We start from the raw sequence: 16,624 nt of genomic DNA on the forward strand, positions 1-16,624 counted from the left end.
AAGAAGTGAGAAGAGCTACCTTGAAGAGTTTAGGCGGGATAATTCTATCCCGCCCAGCAAGAAAAATCAGTCGATTACGAAGCGCTTACCACCAAGCTTCTACCTGCATACCAACACTGATTTCTGTGTCCTTACCTGTACCAAAAGCATTATCATTTTCTGCATCATTCAGATATGTAGCAAATACGCGAATCTCAGGTCGAGACCAAAAACCCGCTTTAGGTACCCAAGCTTGTGCAACAGTAAACTTGCTACCTGCACTATCTATGTTATTGATCTTTTCTGAGAAACCACCAATTTCCAGAATGGTACGCATTCTATCTGTCCATTTGTATAGCGGACGAACTACCACGCTGAGTGTGGAATCATCCGTTGCAGTACCATCAACATCTGTGGCTGCGGCATAACGGATAGAGTGACCAAATTCAATTTTGTCTCCAACAGAAACAACACCCCAGTTGATCAGGCGGTAACCTTTCGCATCATTGTTTGCAGCATCACGCACCAGACCATTACCATGACCAAATGTCGTCATTTGCTCCGCGTAACCAGAGTTCGCTAACTGTAGGATTGTTTTGTTGAAACCATTGTCCAGTGATTGTTGAAGGCTTGCCGTAAACATCAGGCTGTTGTCGGCATCCAGTGATTGACCACTACGTTCGTTACCCGCGTGATAATCCAAGCCCACTTCCAGATCTGCATTTTCCCACATTGGGATACCAGCGTATCGAACATCGGCAATAACAGCCGTCGTTTCCTGACCATCATCTAAGTCACCAGCCACAGTATCTTGTAGAAGCGCAACGGACAGCTTACCCGGCCCCATATTAATGTGTTCAACACCCCCACCGATACCGCTGACATCCCAGTAGTAGTTATCTACGATATGAACATCGTGACGCTGGTAGTAACGTTCACCCGCCCAGATAGTGATGTCTTTATCTTCAAATAAACCTGTTGCCTGAACGTTCAGCTGTGCTAACTCAACACTGCGATCTTTGGAGTTTTCATCTTGCCCTTCCCAGTATTTAAGCATCGAGTCAACCACAAAGGAGACTTCGTCTTCTGCATAGACTTCTTTTTTCAGGCCAAACTCACCATACAGATCATCTTCGTTACCAAGACGACCGACCTTGTTCACTTCCCATTTGCTGTTAGAACCGCCCTCATTACTTAGCCCGACTCCACCACGCATGTAGCCGTAAAATTCGACGGGAGAAGTGGCGGCTAACGTGCTGGTTGATAGAATGGCAACAGAAAGTGCACTGGCAATAGGTAATAGTTTCATAATTCTTTCCTTGTAGCGTAAAGCTCAATTGATTCACTCAAGTTTGTATATTTTATGATTTATGGGAACAATCCCATGGGATCGATCCCATACTGAAGTGATAAGTAGACCAAGGAAAGCAATCACTGTAATTATTGTGATCACATTAACTATTAGAAATATTAATAAGTGAGCTGGTTATCGGTTTGACAATAGAGCGGCTGAATAAGAAAACCGCTCAAATTCATTCAAAGAGAAATAGAGGACAATGGAGAAAACAAGGAGAAAAACCAATTAAGCATTGATTTTAAATAGAAGAGTTTAAAGCAAGTGAATACTATTTGTGCTCAACAAAAATAAGCCGGTTCGTGTCAAACCCTTTCTCGTTGGCCATAGCAACAAACTTGTTGATGACATCTTGCTCTACTGAAGCGGTGCGAGCTAACAACCATAGGTAATTATTATTAGGCCCAGACACAAAGGCGTAATCGTAATTTTCTTTCTCAAGCTCAAAAACAATGTATGAGCCATAAAATGGCCCAAAGAATGACACTTTTAGATAGCCTTGATCTGCGCTTCGAACAAAATACGCCTTGCCTTCCGCTTCTTTCCATTCGCTAAGCTCTTCGGAAAAACCGCGGTTAATCACTTTAATGCCCCCATCATGTTTTAAGCGATACTCTGCGGTAACTTGGCTAAGCCCTTTCTCGAAAGAATGATCGAGCCTTGCAATCTCATACCATTTTCCCAAATACCTATCGATTTTAAAGCCTTGTACAGGTTTCACATCTTTCGGCATTCCTAAACAGCCGCTGATAAAAAGTACCGCTAGCAAAAAAATTACTCTGTTCATCATATCTCGCAGTCGTCTATAACCTTGTTGTAAAAATCAAAAACCTTTTAGTGCCAATAAAGGATCACTTAGATATGAAAGGGAATAGGATTAAAAAGTTCACATGATACATTCTTGTGACAATTTGGCTTGTTCAACCCCATTCTCAATCAAAGCGATAGCATCTTCACTATTCACCGACGACAACAATTGATCTACTAGTTCAGAAGCGGTGGATTCAGAGGAAGTTTCAACCAAGCAGCTGTATGCATTTGCAATATGCTCCTTAGCTTGGGTCAAAGCTTCTGGGTTATCAAAATCAATGCTGATGGCCTCCTCTATAGATGTCGCCATTTCTTTAGCAGACTCAGTTGCAGCGCCAAGCTGATCAAGGTTTAACTTATCCAAGTCAATTGACTCCACTTGCTGCTGAATATCATCCACCGCTTTATTGGCGGCTTCTTGCGCTTGATCGATGGCTTTCGTTGCATCATCACAACCAATTAGAGCCCCTAGCATCACAATTAAGCTCACTGTTTTCTTCATGAATAACCTTTTTAGCCTTGTATGTTGTTAGACAATCTTAAAACAACATGAATCTCGAGCAAACAGGAATAAGGTAACGGATTGTTGATGAGTTTTTCTCTAAGTAGTGTGTTTAATCCATGGTCGGATTAAGCCTTCTTAACAAATTGCGCCGTTACCATCATTTCCCCTGCACCATCGACTTTACAGTCCAGTTGATGATCCTTGCCATCGACAATACGTCGAATCACTGCTTTCGTACCAATTTTTAAGACCAGTGAGCTTCCCTTCACCTTAAGGTCTTTCGCTAATGTCACCTTATCCCCTTCAGCGAGGAGTGTTCCATTGGTATCTTTCACATGCAAAGTTTCAGCTTCCAATACTTCGGCTGGATTCCACTCATAAGCACACTCAGGACAAATCAGATGATCTTGGTCTTGATAAACATACTCAGATTGGCAATTAGGACATGGGGGAAATGACATCTTAAAAGACTTCTCTACAATTATTTTTCAATATGATACTGCGAGTTTTAGCTCTAAGCGAGCCATTACCTTTAACAACGAAAAGGCTTTTTAAGTACCCCAAAAGGGGATATTTAACACATTGATAGTCCTCTGAGATGCTTATTTTACAAGCCAGGCCAGAATAGCTCTACTCGAATACCACTTGGGTCGTAACACATAAGATGTTTGGCAGGGCCAGATTTAACAAGCTCAGGACCAAACTCAACCTCAATCCCTGATTTGAGGAACTGCTCTCGTAATTGATCTAATTGCCCTTCACTTTCAACAAGCAAGGCTAAATGATGTAAGCCGACATTCGTTTTTCGGTCAAACGGAGTAGGATTAGCAACCTGAGAGGACCATAGCGTCAGCATGATATTGCCATCACTAACAAATATGGCTGGATAATCGGGGTTCCTCTTTACTTCATTCCAACCTAAGTGCTCAATAAAAAACTGAGCACTGGCTTCTAAGTCAGATACGGTTAATCCTACGTGATGTATACCTTTTGTTAATGCTGCCATTTCATTTCCTTATTATGTAAGTTATTGATGAGAAATCATAAAACAACAAAAATTTGCAACAACACACATATTTAAATCAAGTCATTCAATATTTTCGAACAAAGAAATAAACGCTAGCCAGTAAAAAGAGCGCCAACGGGCGCTCTCCATTTAAGTGAAAAGCCCTTAGGCAACTTCTGTCTCTTCTTGGCTCCGCTCATCTACTGGCTCAATCTCAGCATCTCTTAGCTTTTGAATGAGCACAGGCAGATCATTACGATAAAAGCTGGCATTGTAGCCTTGAGCAGCAGATGGTAGAGACTGAACAAACTGACACAATGGCTCGCATGTCACAGTAACGTCATCACTATTATTAGGGACGAGCAACACCTTTTCATTAACCGTCAATAACACGCTTTCTAATGACTGTTCGTAATGTTCTACGTTTTCAGGCGTTATCGGCTGAAAAACAAAAAAATAGTTCGGCAATCGAATCATCGTGCTCTCATCCTGCTTGGACAAGGCTCCAGAAAACATCCATTGCTGAGCTTCTGACTTGAATCGCTTTTTCATTTTTTCGACACGCACGGTCAGTGCTTTTTTCGCATCTTGTGCTTCCTTTTTCCGTTTAGCTTCAAAATAGAAGTACAAGGCAAAGAGGGTTAATAAAACAAAAAGGAGCGTAATAAGAATAAAAAAAGGCATGATGATTAGCTTAAAATTAGGTACTGAGTATCTGAAAAATAAAAGGAATTATATAGAATGATTCCACTTGGAATCAAAGGTTATTACTCAATTGGTAACATAAAGAGGATATACATAGATAACCAGTATCCAACCACTTCATTTCTTCATGAACAGCTCTACATGTGAACGTCACTTCAAGTACAACATTCTTAATCTTCACAATAAGCCAAAAATCACACTTTTCTGTTCACGGAAGTCGCTATAAAGGTACAGGTCTAAACGAACCGAGGATGATTCAATGCCTGAGAAAAGCCCGTTTCTTAGAGAGGTATGTGAGTATATGAGGTTAAGTGGCTACAGTATTCGTACTGAGAAATCGTATCTGTACTGGATTCGTTCGTTTATTTTCTTTCACGATAAACGACACCCTCAAGATATGGGCGCGTATGAAGTAACTCAATTCCTATCCTACCTCGCGAATTCTCGTAATGTGGCCGTAAATACACAAAAGGTGGCACTTAACGCGCTGGTTTTCCTCTATCAGAGCTATTTAAAAATTGATTTAGGGGATTTGGGGTTTAGCTTAGCCAGTAAGCAGAGACAATTACCGATTGTATTAACGCCGAGTGAAATTAAGCAAATCCTTTCTTATCTAGATGGAAAAGAAAAACTGATTATTGAATTACTTTATGGAAGTGGGTTAAGAATCTCAGAGTGCCTAAGGCTTCGGGTACAAGATATCGATTTAAACAACTTGTCTATTACCGTGAGGGATGGAAAAGGCAAGAAAGACCGTCAGACATTACTCAGCCATCAGTGTGTTAGTCAGTTACACCAACAAATAGATGCAGCTAAAAAGTTACAGCTAGCTGACAACCAGCATGGTATTGGCCCATCTTTACCAAATGCACTGCATAGAAAGTATCCTAACGCGTTTCAACAACTCGGCTGGATGTTTATCTTCCCCTCACCTTCTATTTCTCACAACCCACACAATCACCGCCCTTCTAGGCACCACCTTCACAGCAGTGTCGTGAGAAAAACCTTGAGTCGAGCTGTAGCTAAAGCCGATATCAACAAAAAGGTATCATGCCACACATTTCGCCATAGCTTTGCGACACACCTACTGCAGGCTGGCAGAGACATTCGCAGTGTTCAAGAGCTGTTGGGTCACAACGACGTTAAGACGACACAGATCTACACACATGTGATAGGCCAGCACTACGCGGGCACAATAAGCCCATTAGATCACCTCAACTAGTTCGCTCATAATACGTCTAGAGCAAACCGAGCGCTACGTGCTTCCGACAGAGAGCATCCGGTTTGCTCCATCAATTCATTTAAGGTGATAGCAGAGTTAGAACGCAATAAGTACTCAAGCTGTGCAGCAAGAGACTCACAAGGCGGTGCATGGAAATCAATAAACGCTTCTAGTTTGTTCAACACAAACTCTAAATTCGATGCATGCTGATATAAAGAATTGACCAGATCACGTAACGCTTCAGGTTCGCCAATCAGTTGCCAATCTCTAGACCGACGAATGCGCTTTAGCTCACAGTGATGTTGTTTGGCGATGACACGTAACTGTTTGTTCTGTTCACTACCAATCCGACGAATCAGCGAAGGGAGGGGAATAATCAGCTTATCGGTAGGCATCTAGTATCTCAATTGGATAACACTGGGGCACTGTAACCTACTCTGATATTTATGCCGAGGCTTTATTAGCACTCACATTAAACAAAGAGAAAAATTCTTTACCAGACAGGGGCTGAGAAAACAAATAGCCTTGATATTCATCACATCGCTCCTGACGAAGAACCTCCAGTTGATCTTCATCCTCTATTCCTTCTGCGACCACTTTAATGTTTAAACTGTGCCCCATCTGCACTATCGTTCTCAGCAACATTCTGTCGGAATCGTGAATTGCACAATCATCAACAAAACACTTATCAATTTTTAATACATCAACCGGAAGTTGCTTCAGATACTTCAAGCACGAGTATTCTACACCGAAATCATCAATCGCAATTGAAATTCCCAACGCTCGCAGTTGCCCACAAATATCCGTCACACTCTCAGGATCTTTCATCAATGTGGACTCCGTGATCTCAATCTGCAATAAGTGGGAAGGCAGTTGCACTTCTCTAAGAATTTCACAGATCACTTTAAACAAATCGGTGTGAGCAAACTGTACATTGGACACATTTACCGACACACAGATATCAATCCCCTCATCATGCCAAGCTTTAATTTGCTTACAGGCTTCACGTAAAATCCAGTGCCCTAAGGGAACTATCTGCGCTGTTTTCTCAGCAACCGGAATAAATTCCGCTGGCGTTATCGCCCCTAACTGTGGGTGTTTCCATCGAATCAGAGCTTCCGCACCAACCACTTCCGACGTGGTCGTAGAAACTTTCGGCTGATAACAAAGCACAAATTGATCTTTGGCTAACGCTTCTTTAATTTCTGTTTCTATCTGATGCTGGCGAATCGTCTCATTCAGCAAGGCTTCATCAAACCAGCACACTGTACCCGCTCCTTCCGAACGCGCTTTGTACAATGCAAAATCGGCATTTTTAATCCAAACATCGGTACTTTCAGAGGCGTCTCTCGCAAAAGCGACGCCAATGCAAAACCCAAGCCTATGACTGGTATTATCTATGTTAAATAAGGTTTTTTTGTGCCTCACAAGAATCTCGACTACTTCATCAAGCACCAGTTCCACCCCAGTGGACTCAACCATAAGAACAAACTCATCTCCCCCCAACCGATACAGTTTTCCATAGCCACCAACTAATTGCTTAATATGATTAGCAAACGCCACCAACAACACATCACCATGACGATACCCCAAACGGTCATTCACATTCTTAAACCCTTCAAGACCAATATGCAGCAAGCCAAAATGGTCAGCATTGCTGGCATTGACTTGTTTAATATCACTGTAAAAAGCGTGCAAGTTTGGCAGTTTAGTTAGATAGTCAGTGACACTCTCTTTCTTGTAGGTAAGTGCTTGTTCTCGTGCTTTAACATAGAAATATGACATCACGGTCAATGCAATGGTAATAGCACTGACTTCGGTAGCCACTTCGACGAATAACTCGAAGTCAGTGGTCGTTAATTGGTAAAGATATCCATTGATGAGCGCCGCTCCCACCGCGATCGGCCACAAGGAGCCTGGGAACAATACGATGTAGCACAAAGGAATGAGCATTAAACTATCTCGGATGGAAGCCACATCAAACGGTTCAATCAGACCGCCGACTAAAAACATAGCCACACCAGAGAATGAAAATAAATGTCGAAGTGTTAAATCAGACGAGATTAAAGACAGGATCATTAGTATTGGGAATAAGAAGAAGATCCTCGACCAGGTGTGATCCTGATTGACTAGGCTATAAGACACAACCCCTACAGCACAAAGGAAAGCAAGGTTGGCAATAATTTGAAACCACTCTGTACTGTTATTCTTATGCACACCGCTTCCTTACTGCATTAGCAACGTTAACTACCTCACCTCTTAAAATTAGTAATAAAATGTTTTCTTGCCCACTTTAGGCGTAAAAAAACCTCTCATAAGAGAGGTTTCATATCAAGTTCGTTAGACTTCACTATAAGCCTAACTCGTCAGTCAACGCTTTCATCTGCTTGAGATCCATTTGATGTACCCTGATCATCTGATTGACCTGACTTAAACGAGAGTTGGCTTCATCTTGCTTGTCACATGAGTCAGATTTTGCTTCCCAAGACGTCCCCGCCAGATACAAATCACAGTCTTTTTTGAGTTGCTTGATTTTAGGCTCCAGCTCTTCCCGTTCTTTTTCTAATGCTTCCAGTTCCTGCTTAACTTTGAGCTCTTGTTGGAATAACTCTCGTGACCGCTCAAACATCGTGGCTTGCATATCAGCCTGTCGATTCAGTTGATTATTCTCTCGGTTCGCTTCAGCAATCTTCTGCTTCTGCTGATTCAGTTGTTCTTCAAGAGATAAATTGACTTTCTCAAGCTCCGACACTTCAGAACGTAGCGCTGCCAGAGCCGCTTCATGCTCTTGTTGCTGCTCATCAATGGCTTGCTGAAGTTTAACGGCAATTTCATCATCGACTTTCGCAACCTTAACTTCGACTTGGTTCACGAGTTGTTTCTTATCTTCAACCAGTGACTGATACTTTTCTTCCAGCCCATCATATGCTTTTTGCCATTTATCAGCCGTAACAACGGCTCCGGCAAGGCCGCCTAACGCTAGCCCTATGACACCTGCAATGACAATATACAAATAGCTGCGCTTGTCCCGTTCTTCGATGACCACAACATCATCATTCTCAACTTCAGACTCGTTGTTCAATTCTTTGCTCCTACAGATTTAGCGCATGAGTTCCGTAACCACTAATGTCGTGGTATAAACTAAAAAGCCAGAGACCAGTGTTATGACGACGTATTTTTGCAGTTTTTCATTGGTTCTATATCGTATCAGCACAAACGCTAACGCCACCAAAAAAACTATAGCAATCAATCTTGTCATACCCTCTCCTTAGCCAGACTCTGCGAGAACCTCAATAGCCTGTTAACTCATTCATTTATACCATTTTTTAAGAGCGTTGGGTCAGAGTTCAGTTTGTTTTACACCCATTTGATTCAATTATATACATTCCCATTCCAGTTTCGTTATGTGATATCAAGCTAATCGTAACAAAACACAACCTTTTCAGTCTAAACGGCTAAGACTAGGCTTTAACAGAATTAAATTTGGGCCTGCATCAAATATAAGGTATAACGAACTATCTCGAAAGTTTGAGGCAAAATAGTGAAACCATATAAGTTAGAAAATAAGAAACGCCGTATCCAGAAGAAGCTATTTTTGGGTGAGTTCGCGATGCTTGGCTTTGAAATCAGCTGTGAAACAACGATCACTGACTTTGATAGCTACGACGCGTTTGTTGACGAGTTCATTGATTACATCGATGCACTTGGATTGAGTTTTGGTGGAGGTGGTCTAGAGTTGTTTGAAGGCTTTATTTGTCACTCAGAAAGATATCAAAGCGTAACAGAAGAGCAGCAAGCCAAAGTTGCTGCATGGCTTGATGCGCGAGCTGATGTGAAATCAGTGCAGGTGAGCAAGCTGGTTGACGCGAACTACTTCTAAGCTTTGCAGTAGCGCCCTACTCAGGGCGCTATTACTATGTCATATCTATTTCACTTCCAAACCTAGATTGTATTGCGCCAAGCATCGGGTGACATAACTCACTTTCAAAAACGCAGCTATTACGATGGTACTGATATGCGCCGCAATTTGAGTATTCAGGCTGAAGGAGTTAGCGTATGGATAAGAAATCAGCACGCTGACCACCAGTGCGAGAAAAGTGACAACCAGTCCAATATTTGAAACAGTCAAAAGTGTTTTAAATGCGGTGCGAGTTGGTTGAGCAAACATAGAGACCTCACTAGATTATTTTGTTTTTCTCTCTACATAGCATTCTTCCTGCCAACTTGAAAATCTCTATATAATCAATAAAATAAAAATGCCATCAAGTTAATCTGAGTCAATAAGACACAACAATAACAAGGTCAAAAAGACACTAAATAGTCATTTTATTTAAACTCAATTTAAAACCCTCAACACACTCCATCCAATAGTTTTTCAACCAAATAAAACTCAATAATTTTAATTAGTTAAAATTTTATATATATCAATTAGTATAAATACTCGAAATGCTATTGATATGCCAATTGATTTATATGTAGTATGGCTTCTTCAGAGCAACGAGATCTAACTTTTCTCATGCTCTGATATTCATCGAGAGCTTAAGTTAGTCCGCAGTCAACTTGTTGTAAGTCTCATTCCGCCATGAATTCCTACTTCATTAGTGAGGAGAGACCTCCATGCGATATTTAGCCTTATTCGCTGCCTTATTTTCATTAAGTACAAATGCATCACCCAATTTTCCTGATTTATCCGATTATCAAAAAATCGACAAAGTAGCAGGAACAACATCACTTTCACGTAACGTCGGTGTCATCGGAAACCAAATTATTTTTAAAGATTTTGGCGTTTGGAAGTTTGGCCCAAGGCTTCCGGTTACCGGCAGTGGATATACCGATAAATACGTCTACAACACAGACCGCTTTGTTGCTATCGGCTCCAACTCTGAGCACAAAGTTTGGCTGTACGAGCGCGAGAACGCATTCAAACCGAACTGGACGTTATCTAGTACAATCGAATTGCCAGACGACGTTGATCCACAACTTTCTCTATTTGGTGAGTCTGTTTACCTCGATGACCAGCTACTCACAATTTCCGATCCCAAACAAAGAAGCGTTTACGTATACCTCAGAAACTCTGGGGAATGGCAACTGGTCGATAAACTAGACGTCAATAGCTTCCCCGACCCTACTTTTCGATCTTTAGGATTTACTGTTCGCCGTCATGCGAACGAGTTGTACATCAGCGAATCTTCGGCTGAGCGTATCTTTATTTTCAGAAGTAGAGATCTTAATACTTGGCACTTAGGTGATGTCATTGAGTCACCAGATAAAACCCCGACTCAATCCAGTCAGTTTGGCTTCGCGTTTGACGTGAATAAACACTTTTTAGTCGTAAGTAGCTACACAACGTCGTACGTGCATATCTTCATGAGACGCCACCCCTACGAATCTTGGAGCCTACAGCAAACAATCAAGCAAGCGGATATCGATACCGAAACAGGCGATTTCGGTCATGATGTGGAGCTAGATCGTACCACCTTCATGATCGGTGATGACGCGCTAGGTAAAGTTTATCGTTTCGATATCCAAAAAGGTAAAGAGTTGTCTTGGCAATTGGCTGACATCTTTCAGACTGGAGACGGAAGCAGTCGATATGGATCTAGTTTTGGGTTTGTATCTGGCACGTTATTGATTGGTGATATCCGTAATGCACACCTATTTACGCGCCCTACATCAAAAGTGAACATTGAAGGATATGTGTATTCTCAGGCTGGTATCCCTGTTAAAAACGCAGACGTAAGGGGTTACTTCTCCATCGCTAAAACGGATGCTAATGGCGCGTACACTTTACCTGTACCAAGAGGTTGGAGTGGCAACCTATACGCGGAAAAGTTTGCTGGAGCAGTTTACACCAGCCAAACCATTGATCTCAGTCGCACATATCAAGATGTCACACTCGAAGACTTTACTATTTCAGAGCCGATTATGTTTTCTACCACTATTGCCATCTCAGGAAACTGCCGTGATTCTGAAATGTACATAGAGGAAATTCCTAGAGGAGATCAAGACAATGTCTTTAGTCGACGTATTCGATTTGATCTTCGCCATGGTACTAGCGGAACCTTAACCCCTATCTCTGAAATCTGTGACGTTACCCCTACGCAAATTGAGTATGACTTCGTGGATGACAATGTAAGCTATAGCGTCAATGCACGACACAAAGAATAATCCTTTAACTGAGCCTCTAAATTTATTAGAGGCTCTTCCATACCTCACATTTCCAATCGTTTCCTCACCTTGTAAAACATGCAAAATAATTATTGAATTACACAAAAATAATGATAGAGTTCACACGTTGACAGCAACCAGTACTATCAACCAACTTTTGCTTAATTTACGAGCAATCGTTCCAATGAAGACTGCAGGAGAGTGGTTATTTACCAAGTTTTAACATTTGGACAAAATAACCTACCGAAGAAGTAAATCTTTCAGGTGCTGTGAAAACAGCGAGGACTGTAGTTGGAGGAACCTCTGGAGAGAACCGTTAAATCGGTCGCCGAAGGAGCAAGCTTCATACTATCAATGTGTGTAGTGAAACTCTCAGGCAAAAGGACAGAGGAGTGAAAAGAACAACCTAGCTATGATCGCTTTTCTGCCTGTAGCGTTTGTTGAGACTTGTCGTCTCTACCCTTTCACTCTTCTCCTTAGTAATGCTTTATCAATTAAGGGGAAATCATGGATAACCTTCAATCTTTACTTAAAACTATCGACAGCTTTGTCTGGGGCCCACCACTGCTTATCCTGTTAGTGGGGACCGGTGTCTACTTTACTTTTCGCTTAGGCTTACTTCAGTTTCGACACCTACCGACTGCACTGAAAATGGTTTTCAGCAAAGATGATTCCAAAAAACCAGGTGATGTTTCAAGCTTCGCCGCTCTTTGTACCGCGCTTTCTGCCACCATCGGTACAGGTAACATTGTTGGTGTCGCAACCGCAATAAAACTTGGTGGCCCGGGTGCACTATTCTGGATGTGGCTTGCTGCTCTGTTCGGAATGGCGACTAAATACGCGGAATGCTTATTAGCTGTTAAATACCGTAAGGTAGATGACAATGGCCAGATGGTTGGTGGGCCAATGTACTACCTCCAATATGGGGTGGGTTCTCGTACACTCGCTTCGCTATTCGCCTTCTTCGCTTTGGGTGTTGCCTGCTTCGGTATTGGTACTTTCCCTCAGGTAAACGCAATTCTAGACGCCAGCCAGATCTCTTTTGGCGTGCCGCGAGAAGCATCCGCAGTGATACTGACGCTACTAGTAGCGTTTGTCACGCTGGGTGGCATTCAGTCGATTGCTAAAGTCGCAGGAAAAGTCGTTCCAACGATGGCGCTGTTCTACGTGTTGGCTTGTTTGAGCGTGATTGTCATCAACAGCGATCAACTGTTCAATGCTATCGAGCTGGTTCTGGTGTCTGCTTTCACACAAACGGCGGCAACAGGTGGCTTCCTTGGTGCAAGCATCATGTTAGCTATCCAATCGGGTATTGCTCGTGGTGTTTTCTCTAACGAATCTGGTCTTGGTAGTGCTCCCATGGCAGCAGCGGCTGCGAAAACCGATTCGTGCGTGAGACAAGGTCTGATTTCGATGACAGGTACCTTCTTCGATACCATCATCATTTGTACGATGACAGGCCTTGCACTGATCCTGACTGGAGCCTGGCAAAGTGACTTTGCCGGTGCAGCGATGACGACTCACGCTTTTGCTGTTGGCCTGAATGCTGAAACGATTGGCCCTATTCTGGTTTCCGTTGGTTTGATCTTCTTCGCCTTCACAACCATTCTGGGCTGGAACTACTATGGTGAGCGCTGTGTCGTATTCTTGTTCGGCACCAAAGCCGTTCTGCCGTACAAGGTTATCTTCCTTGCTTTGGTGGCATCAGGCGCTTTCCTACACCTCGATATGATTTGGATTATCGCCGATATCGTTAACGGCTTGATGGCGGTACCTAACCTGATCGGTTTGATCTTGCTCCGTCATGTCGTGATTGAGGAAACGAAAGCGTATTTCTCAGCCGCTGTCGATAACTTAAAGCAACCTCAGATGCAGAGCTAATCAATAAAAAAAACAGCGGCTTAAGCCGCTGTTTTTTTATTCTTCTACCATTAGTTTCACGCCTAGACCCACGAGAACCACTCCCGTTGTTGCTTCCATCCGGCGCATAAACTTAGGACTTTTAAGTAGGTTCTTCGCTGAGTTTAAAGTACCTGCCAAGCCACATTGCCAAATCATGGCAATCACAAAGTGGATAGCCGCCATCATACTGGATTGCAAAAATGCCGAGCCCTCAGGATTGATAAACTGCGGCAAGAACGCGAGATAGAAAACTGCTGTTTTCGGGTTGAGAATATTTGACAGAAAGCCTTCTCGGAGAGAGCGTTTCATATCCAGATTATGCGTATGAGACTCCATATTCGACAGAGCCACATCACCTTTCCAGACCTCTCTTAAAGTTGTCGCCCCCAGCCATATAAGATAAGCGGCACCAACCATCTTTACTGCATTAAACAGTTCTGCCGACTGAGCCAAAATGGCGGAGATACCAATTGCAGAAAACGTCGCGTGGACAAACAGACCTAAACAAATACCTAGACTGGTGGCTACGCCATCTTTCACTCCACCTCGGGAAGAATTGCGTAGCACCAGCGCAGTGTCCAGACCCGGTGTTAGCGTTAAAATGGTAATGGCGATCAGAAACGCTTCCATATTGTTAATCACATCTACTCCTTTCTATGCCTCTTCTCGAATTCATCGAGGTCATTTGATAACCCTCTTCTATCATCAAAACGTCAGTGAATAAACAACGAGGCGGAATTCTTTTTCGCCATACCAATAACATTTAAATCACTAAATGCTAGAAATAGTGTGATTTAACTGAGACCCCATCCAAAGGATGCAACCGGATAGTGCTTGGTCTGACTACGCGAGGTTGATACACTTTCCTTCTCCTAAATAGTCACGGAAGGCGACCCATGAGCGCATTCGAAAAACTCAAAGCACATTCTAAAAAAATATCTCATTTCAGCCACCTTGCTTCTATTTGTGGTTGGGACCAAGCAGCGGTTATGCCTAGCGGCGGTAACCAAGCTCGCTCTGAAGCCATGGCGGAACTCTCGGTTCATATTCACGGCCTTCATACTCAGCCTCAATTGGCAGACTGGTTTGCAGAAGCCGAAGGTGAATCACTCAATACGGATGACAAGGCGACACTTCGCGAGTTGAAACGCCAGTGGCAGCAAGCCAGTCTTCTCCCAGAAGAATTGGTGCAAGCTAAATCTCTCGCAGGTTCTAAGTGCGAACATGCATGGCGTACACAGCGTGGTGACAATGACTGGGTTGGGTTCGAGAAGAACTGGGCTGAGGTAGTGAAACTTTCTCAGGAAGAAGCGCAAATCCGAGCAGAAGCAAACGGCCTCACTCCATACGATGCCATGTTGGATATCTACGAGCCCGGCACCAGCTCTGCTTCCCTAGATACCTTGTTCAGCAATGTGAAAAGCTGGTTGCCAGAACTTATCGATGAAGTGCTTGAAAAGCAGTCTTCTGAGCAGTTTATTCAACCTGAAGGTAAATTCGCGACAGACAAGCAGAAAGCACTCGGTCTCGAAGTGATGAAGCTACTGCAGTTCGACTTTGAACATGGTCGTTTGGATGAGAGTGTGCACCCATTCTGTGGCGGTGTGCCATCGGATGTACGAATTACGACTCGCTACGATGAAAACGAGTTCGTTCAGTCGCTGATGGGTATTGTGCACGAAACGGGTCACGCTCGTTATGAACAAGGGCTACCAAAGTCTCTTGCTGGATTACCTTCTGGTGAAGCTCGCTCTATGGGTATTCACGAGTCACAATCGCTATTTTTTGAAATGCAGATCGGGCGCAGCGACGCCTTTATCGCTCATCTGGCAGGTTTTGCCGCCAAGTATTTCGATGGCCATAACCCAGCGCTATTCTCGCAGGAAAATTTCCACAAGCTCTACACTCGCGTGAAAAAAGACTTCATTCGTGTTGATGCCGACGAGCTTACCTATCCTGCTCACGTTATTCTGCGCTACGAGATTGAACGTGACTTGATCAACGGTAAGATCAAACACACTGACGTTCCTGAACTGTGGAATGAAAAAATGCAGGCTTACCTTGGACTGTCGACCAAAGACAACTTTAAGAACGGTTGTATGCAAGACATCCACTGGACCGACGGCGCATTCGGCTACTTCCCATCTTACACATTAGGGGCAATGTATGCCGCGCAGTTTATGGCGGCAATGAAGCAAACAGTTGATGTTGATGCGGCCATTCAAGCTGGCGATTTAACGCCAATCTTTAGCTGGCTATCAGACAATATCTGGAGTAAGGGAAGCTTACTCACAACAGATGAGTTAGTGAAGCAAGCAACAGGCGACACTCTCAACGCGCAATTCTTTAAAGATCACCTCAAGAATCGCTATTTAGGCTAAACGCTAAGGCTGGTGAATTCACCAGCCTTTTCCTTCTCAACCTGCCAAAAGTCTGAAATCCCAGCAACGCCGTGCGCACCGTAGCTTTGTGCATGTTCTACGTTATGGGTACTTTGCCCACCGAGGGCAAAGGTTGGCATGTTCGCCAATTTGGATAGCTCCGCAAAGCGCTGCCAACCAATCGGAGTGGCATCAGGATGAGAGTTCGTCGCTTCCACTGGCGAAATAGTAATGAAGTCACACCCCGCTTGATTCGCCAGCTCAATCTCCTGCTCATTGTGACACGATGCCGCCAAAAATTGCGCGCCGCTGTGACGAACTGACTGAATCAAAGCCTTATCTGAGAGGTCTTTTGAGGTAAAGTGCACGCCATAAAAAGGAGCTACATCCGAGCCGTCATAGGAAGCAGAATTGACCAACACAATCCCTTTCACATAGGGACCAATTGCTTGCTTTAGAGACGATAGACTGTACGACTTGGCTCGTACCTGGCACAAACTGTCAACGCCTTGCAAAACAAGTAATTGCGCCAACTCATCTAGACTCTTCTCATTACGGGTAATGGCGTACTTTGTAGGTAACAACATTGGCG

18 protein-coding genes and 1 riboswitch are annotated in these 16,624 nt (G+C 43.4%); of the genes, 5 read left to right on the top strand and 13 right to left on the bottom strand.

Annotation, left to right across the window (positions count from 1 at the left end; all coding sequences use genetic code 11):
- Window positions 1–85: 85 nt before the first annotated feature.
- The 6 genes from lamB to L1D15_RS13095 form a co-directional block, all read right to left on the bottom strand.
- Window positions 86–1,288 (bottom strand): maltoporin LamB, encoded by a 1,203-nt coding sequence (gene lamB, locus L1D15_RS13070; RefSeq protein WP_239876042.1) that lies wholly within the window; start codon window positions 1,286–1,288, stop codon window positions 86–88.
- Window positions 1,289–1,604: 316 nt separating this feature from the next.
- Complete coding sequence (locus L1D15_RS13075; protein ID WP_239837375.1) at window positions 1,605–2,120, bottom strand: lipocalin family protein; 516 nt, start codon at window positions 2,118–2,120, stop codon at window positions 1,605–1,607.
- Between the two features lie 99 nt (window positions 2,121–2,219).
- On the bottom strand, window positions 2,220–2,645 hold the full coding sequence (locus tag L1D15_RS13080) for a hypothetical protein (protein ID WP_239837163.1): 426 nt from the start codon (window positions 2,643–2,645) through the stop codon (window positions 2,220–2,222).
- A 128-nt stretch (window positions 2,646–2,773) separates the two neighbouring features.
- On the bottom strand, window positions 2,774–3,109 hold the full coding sequence (locus tag L1D15_RS13085; protein ID WP_239876044.1) for a zinc ribbon domain-containing protein YjdM: 336 nt from the start codon (window positions 3,107–3,109) through the stop codon (window positions 2,774–2,776).
- Window positions 3,110–3,255: 146 nt separating this feature from the next.
- Window positions 3,256–3,654 carry a VOC family protein gene (locus tag L1D15_RS13090; RefSeq protein ID WP_239876046.1) on the bottom strand — a complete coding sequence of 133 codons (399 nt, stop codon included), beginning with the start codon at window positions 3,652–3,654 and terminating at the stop codon, window positions 3,256–3,258.
- 165 nt (window positions 3,655–3,819) lie between these two features.
- Entirely contained in the window at window positions 3,820–4,338 is a 519-nt protein-coding gene (locus L1D15_RS13095; RefSeq protein WP_239876047.1) for a hypothetical protein, read from the bottom strand.
- Between the two features lie 280 nt (window positions 4,339–4,618).
- Here L1D15_RS13095 and L1D15_RS13100 point away from each other — a divergent pair, with 280 nt between their 5' ends.
- Entirely contained in the window at window positions 4,619–5,581 is a 963-nt protein-coding gene (locus tag L1D15_RS13100) for an integron integrase (RefSeq protein ID WP_239876048.1), read from the top strand.
- Window positions 5,582–5,586: 5 nt separating this feature from the next.
- Here the strand turns inward: L1D15_RS13100 and L1D15_RS13105 are convergent, their stop codons facing one another.
- The 4 genes from L1D15_RS13105 to L1D15_RS13120 all read right to left on the bottom strand — a co-directional run bounded on the left by L1D15_RS13105 (window position 5,587) and on the right by L1D15_RS13120 (window position 8,840).
- Window positions 5,587–5,976, bottom strand: coding sequence for a ribosome recycling factor family protein (locus L1D15_RS13105; protein ID WP_239876049.1), 390 nt, complete (start codon window positions 5,974–5,976; stop codon window positions 5,587–5,589).
- 49 nt (window positions 5,977–6,025) lie between these two features.
- On the bottom strand, window positions 6,026–7,798 hold the full coding sequence (locus tag L1D15_RS13110) for a bifunctional diguanylate cyclase/phosphodiesterase (protein ID WP_239876050.1): 1,773 nt from the start codon (window positions 7,796–7,798) through the stop codon (window positions 6,026–6,028).
- 133 nt (window positions 7,799–7,931) lie between these two features.
- Window positions 7,932–8,663, bottom strand: coding sequence for a chromosome partitioning protein ParA (locus L1D15_RS13115; RefSeq protein WP_239866023.1), 732 nt, complete (start codon window positions 8,661–8,663; stop codon window positions 7,932–7,934).
- An 18-nt stretch (window positions 8,664–8,681) separates the two neighbouring features.
- Window positions 8,682–8,840, bottom strand: a complete 159-nt coding sequence (locus L1D15_RS13120) for a hypothetical protein (RefSeq protein ID WP_171360678.1) — start codon at window positions 8,838–8,840, stop codon at window positions 8,682–8,684.
- A gap of 282 nt (window positions 8,841–9,122) precedes the next feature.
- Here L1D15_RS13120 and L1D15_RS13125 point away from each other — a divergent pair, with 282 nt between their 5' ends.
- Window positions 9,123–9,461 carry a 50S ribosome-binding protein YggL gene (locus L1D15_RS13125; RefSeq protein ID WP_239876051.1) on the top strand — a complete coding sequence of 113 codons (339 nt, stop codon included), beginning with the start codon at window positions 9,123–9,125 and terminating at the stop codon, window positions 9,459–9,461.
- Between the two features lie 45 nt (window positions 9,462–9,506).
- On the opposite strand, the gene L1D15_RS13130 is transcribed toward L1D15_RS13125, so the two are convergent.
- Window positions 9,507–9,749, bottom strand: coding sequence for a hypothetical protein (locus L1D15_RS13130; protein ID WP_239837173.1), 243 nt, complete (start codon window positions 9,747–9,749; stop codon window positions 9,507–9,509).
- 449 nt (window positions 9,750–10,198) lie between these two features.
- Between L1D15_RS13130 and L1D15_RS13135 the strand changes: the two genes are divergently transcribed.
- Entirely contained in the window at window positions 10,199–11,749 is a 1,551-nt protein-coding gene (locus L1D15_RS13135) for a hypothetical protein (RefSeq protein WP_239876052.1), read from the top strand.
- Window positions 11,750–12,042: 293 nt separating this feature from the next.
- Window positions 12,043–12,147, top strand: a riboswitch (glycine riboswitch).
- Between the two features lie 109 nt (window positions 12,148–12,256).
- On the top strand, window positions 12,257–13,630 hold the full coding sequence (locus L1D15_RS13140) for a sodium:alanine symporter family protein (RefSeq protein WP_239876053.1): 1,374 nt from the start codon (window positions 12,257–12,259) through the stop codon (window positions 13,628–13,630).
- A gap of 36 nt (window positions 13,631–13,666) precedes the next feature.
- On the opposite strand, the gene L1D15_RS13145 is transcribed toward L1D15_RS13140, so the two are convergent.
- On the bottom strand, window positions 13,667–14,281 hold the full coding sequence (locus tag L1D15_RS13145; protein ID WP_196769807.1) for a LysE family translocator: 615 nt from the start codon (window positions 14,279–14,281) through the stop codon (window positions 13,667–13,669).
- 266 nt (window positions 14,282–14,547) lie between these two features.
- On the opposite strand from L1D15_RS13145, the gene L1D15_RS13150 reads away from it, so the two are divergent.
- The gene (locus L1D15_RS13150; protein ID WP_239876054.1) at window positions 14,548–16,032 is read left to right on the top strand and encodes a carboxypeptidase M32; all 1,485 of its coding nucleotides are present in this window, start codon (window positions 14,548–14,550) and stop codon (window positions 16,030–16,032) included.
- On the opposite strand, the gene L1D15_RS13155 is transcribed toward L1D15_RS13150, so the two are convergent.
- The gene (locus L1D15_RS13155; RefSeq protein ID WP_239876055.1) at window positions 16,029–16,619 is read right to left on the bottom strand and encodes a thiamine phosphate synthase; all 591 of its coding nucleotides are present in this window, start codon (window positions 16,617–16,619) and stop codon (window positions 16,029–16,031) included. The genes L1D15_RS13150 and L1D15_RS13155 overlap by 4 nt on opposite strands.
- Window positions 16,620–16,624: the final 5 nt, after the last annotated feature.

This window comes from Vibrio sp. Isolate25, from assembly GCF_022398025.1.
In the GTDB taxonomy this organism is placed as follows: domain Bacteria; phylum Pseudomonadota; class Gammaproteobacteria; order Enterobacterales; family Vibrionaceae; genus Vibrio; species Vibrio coralliilyticus_A.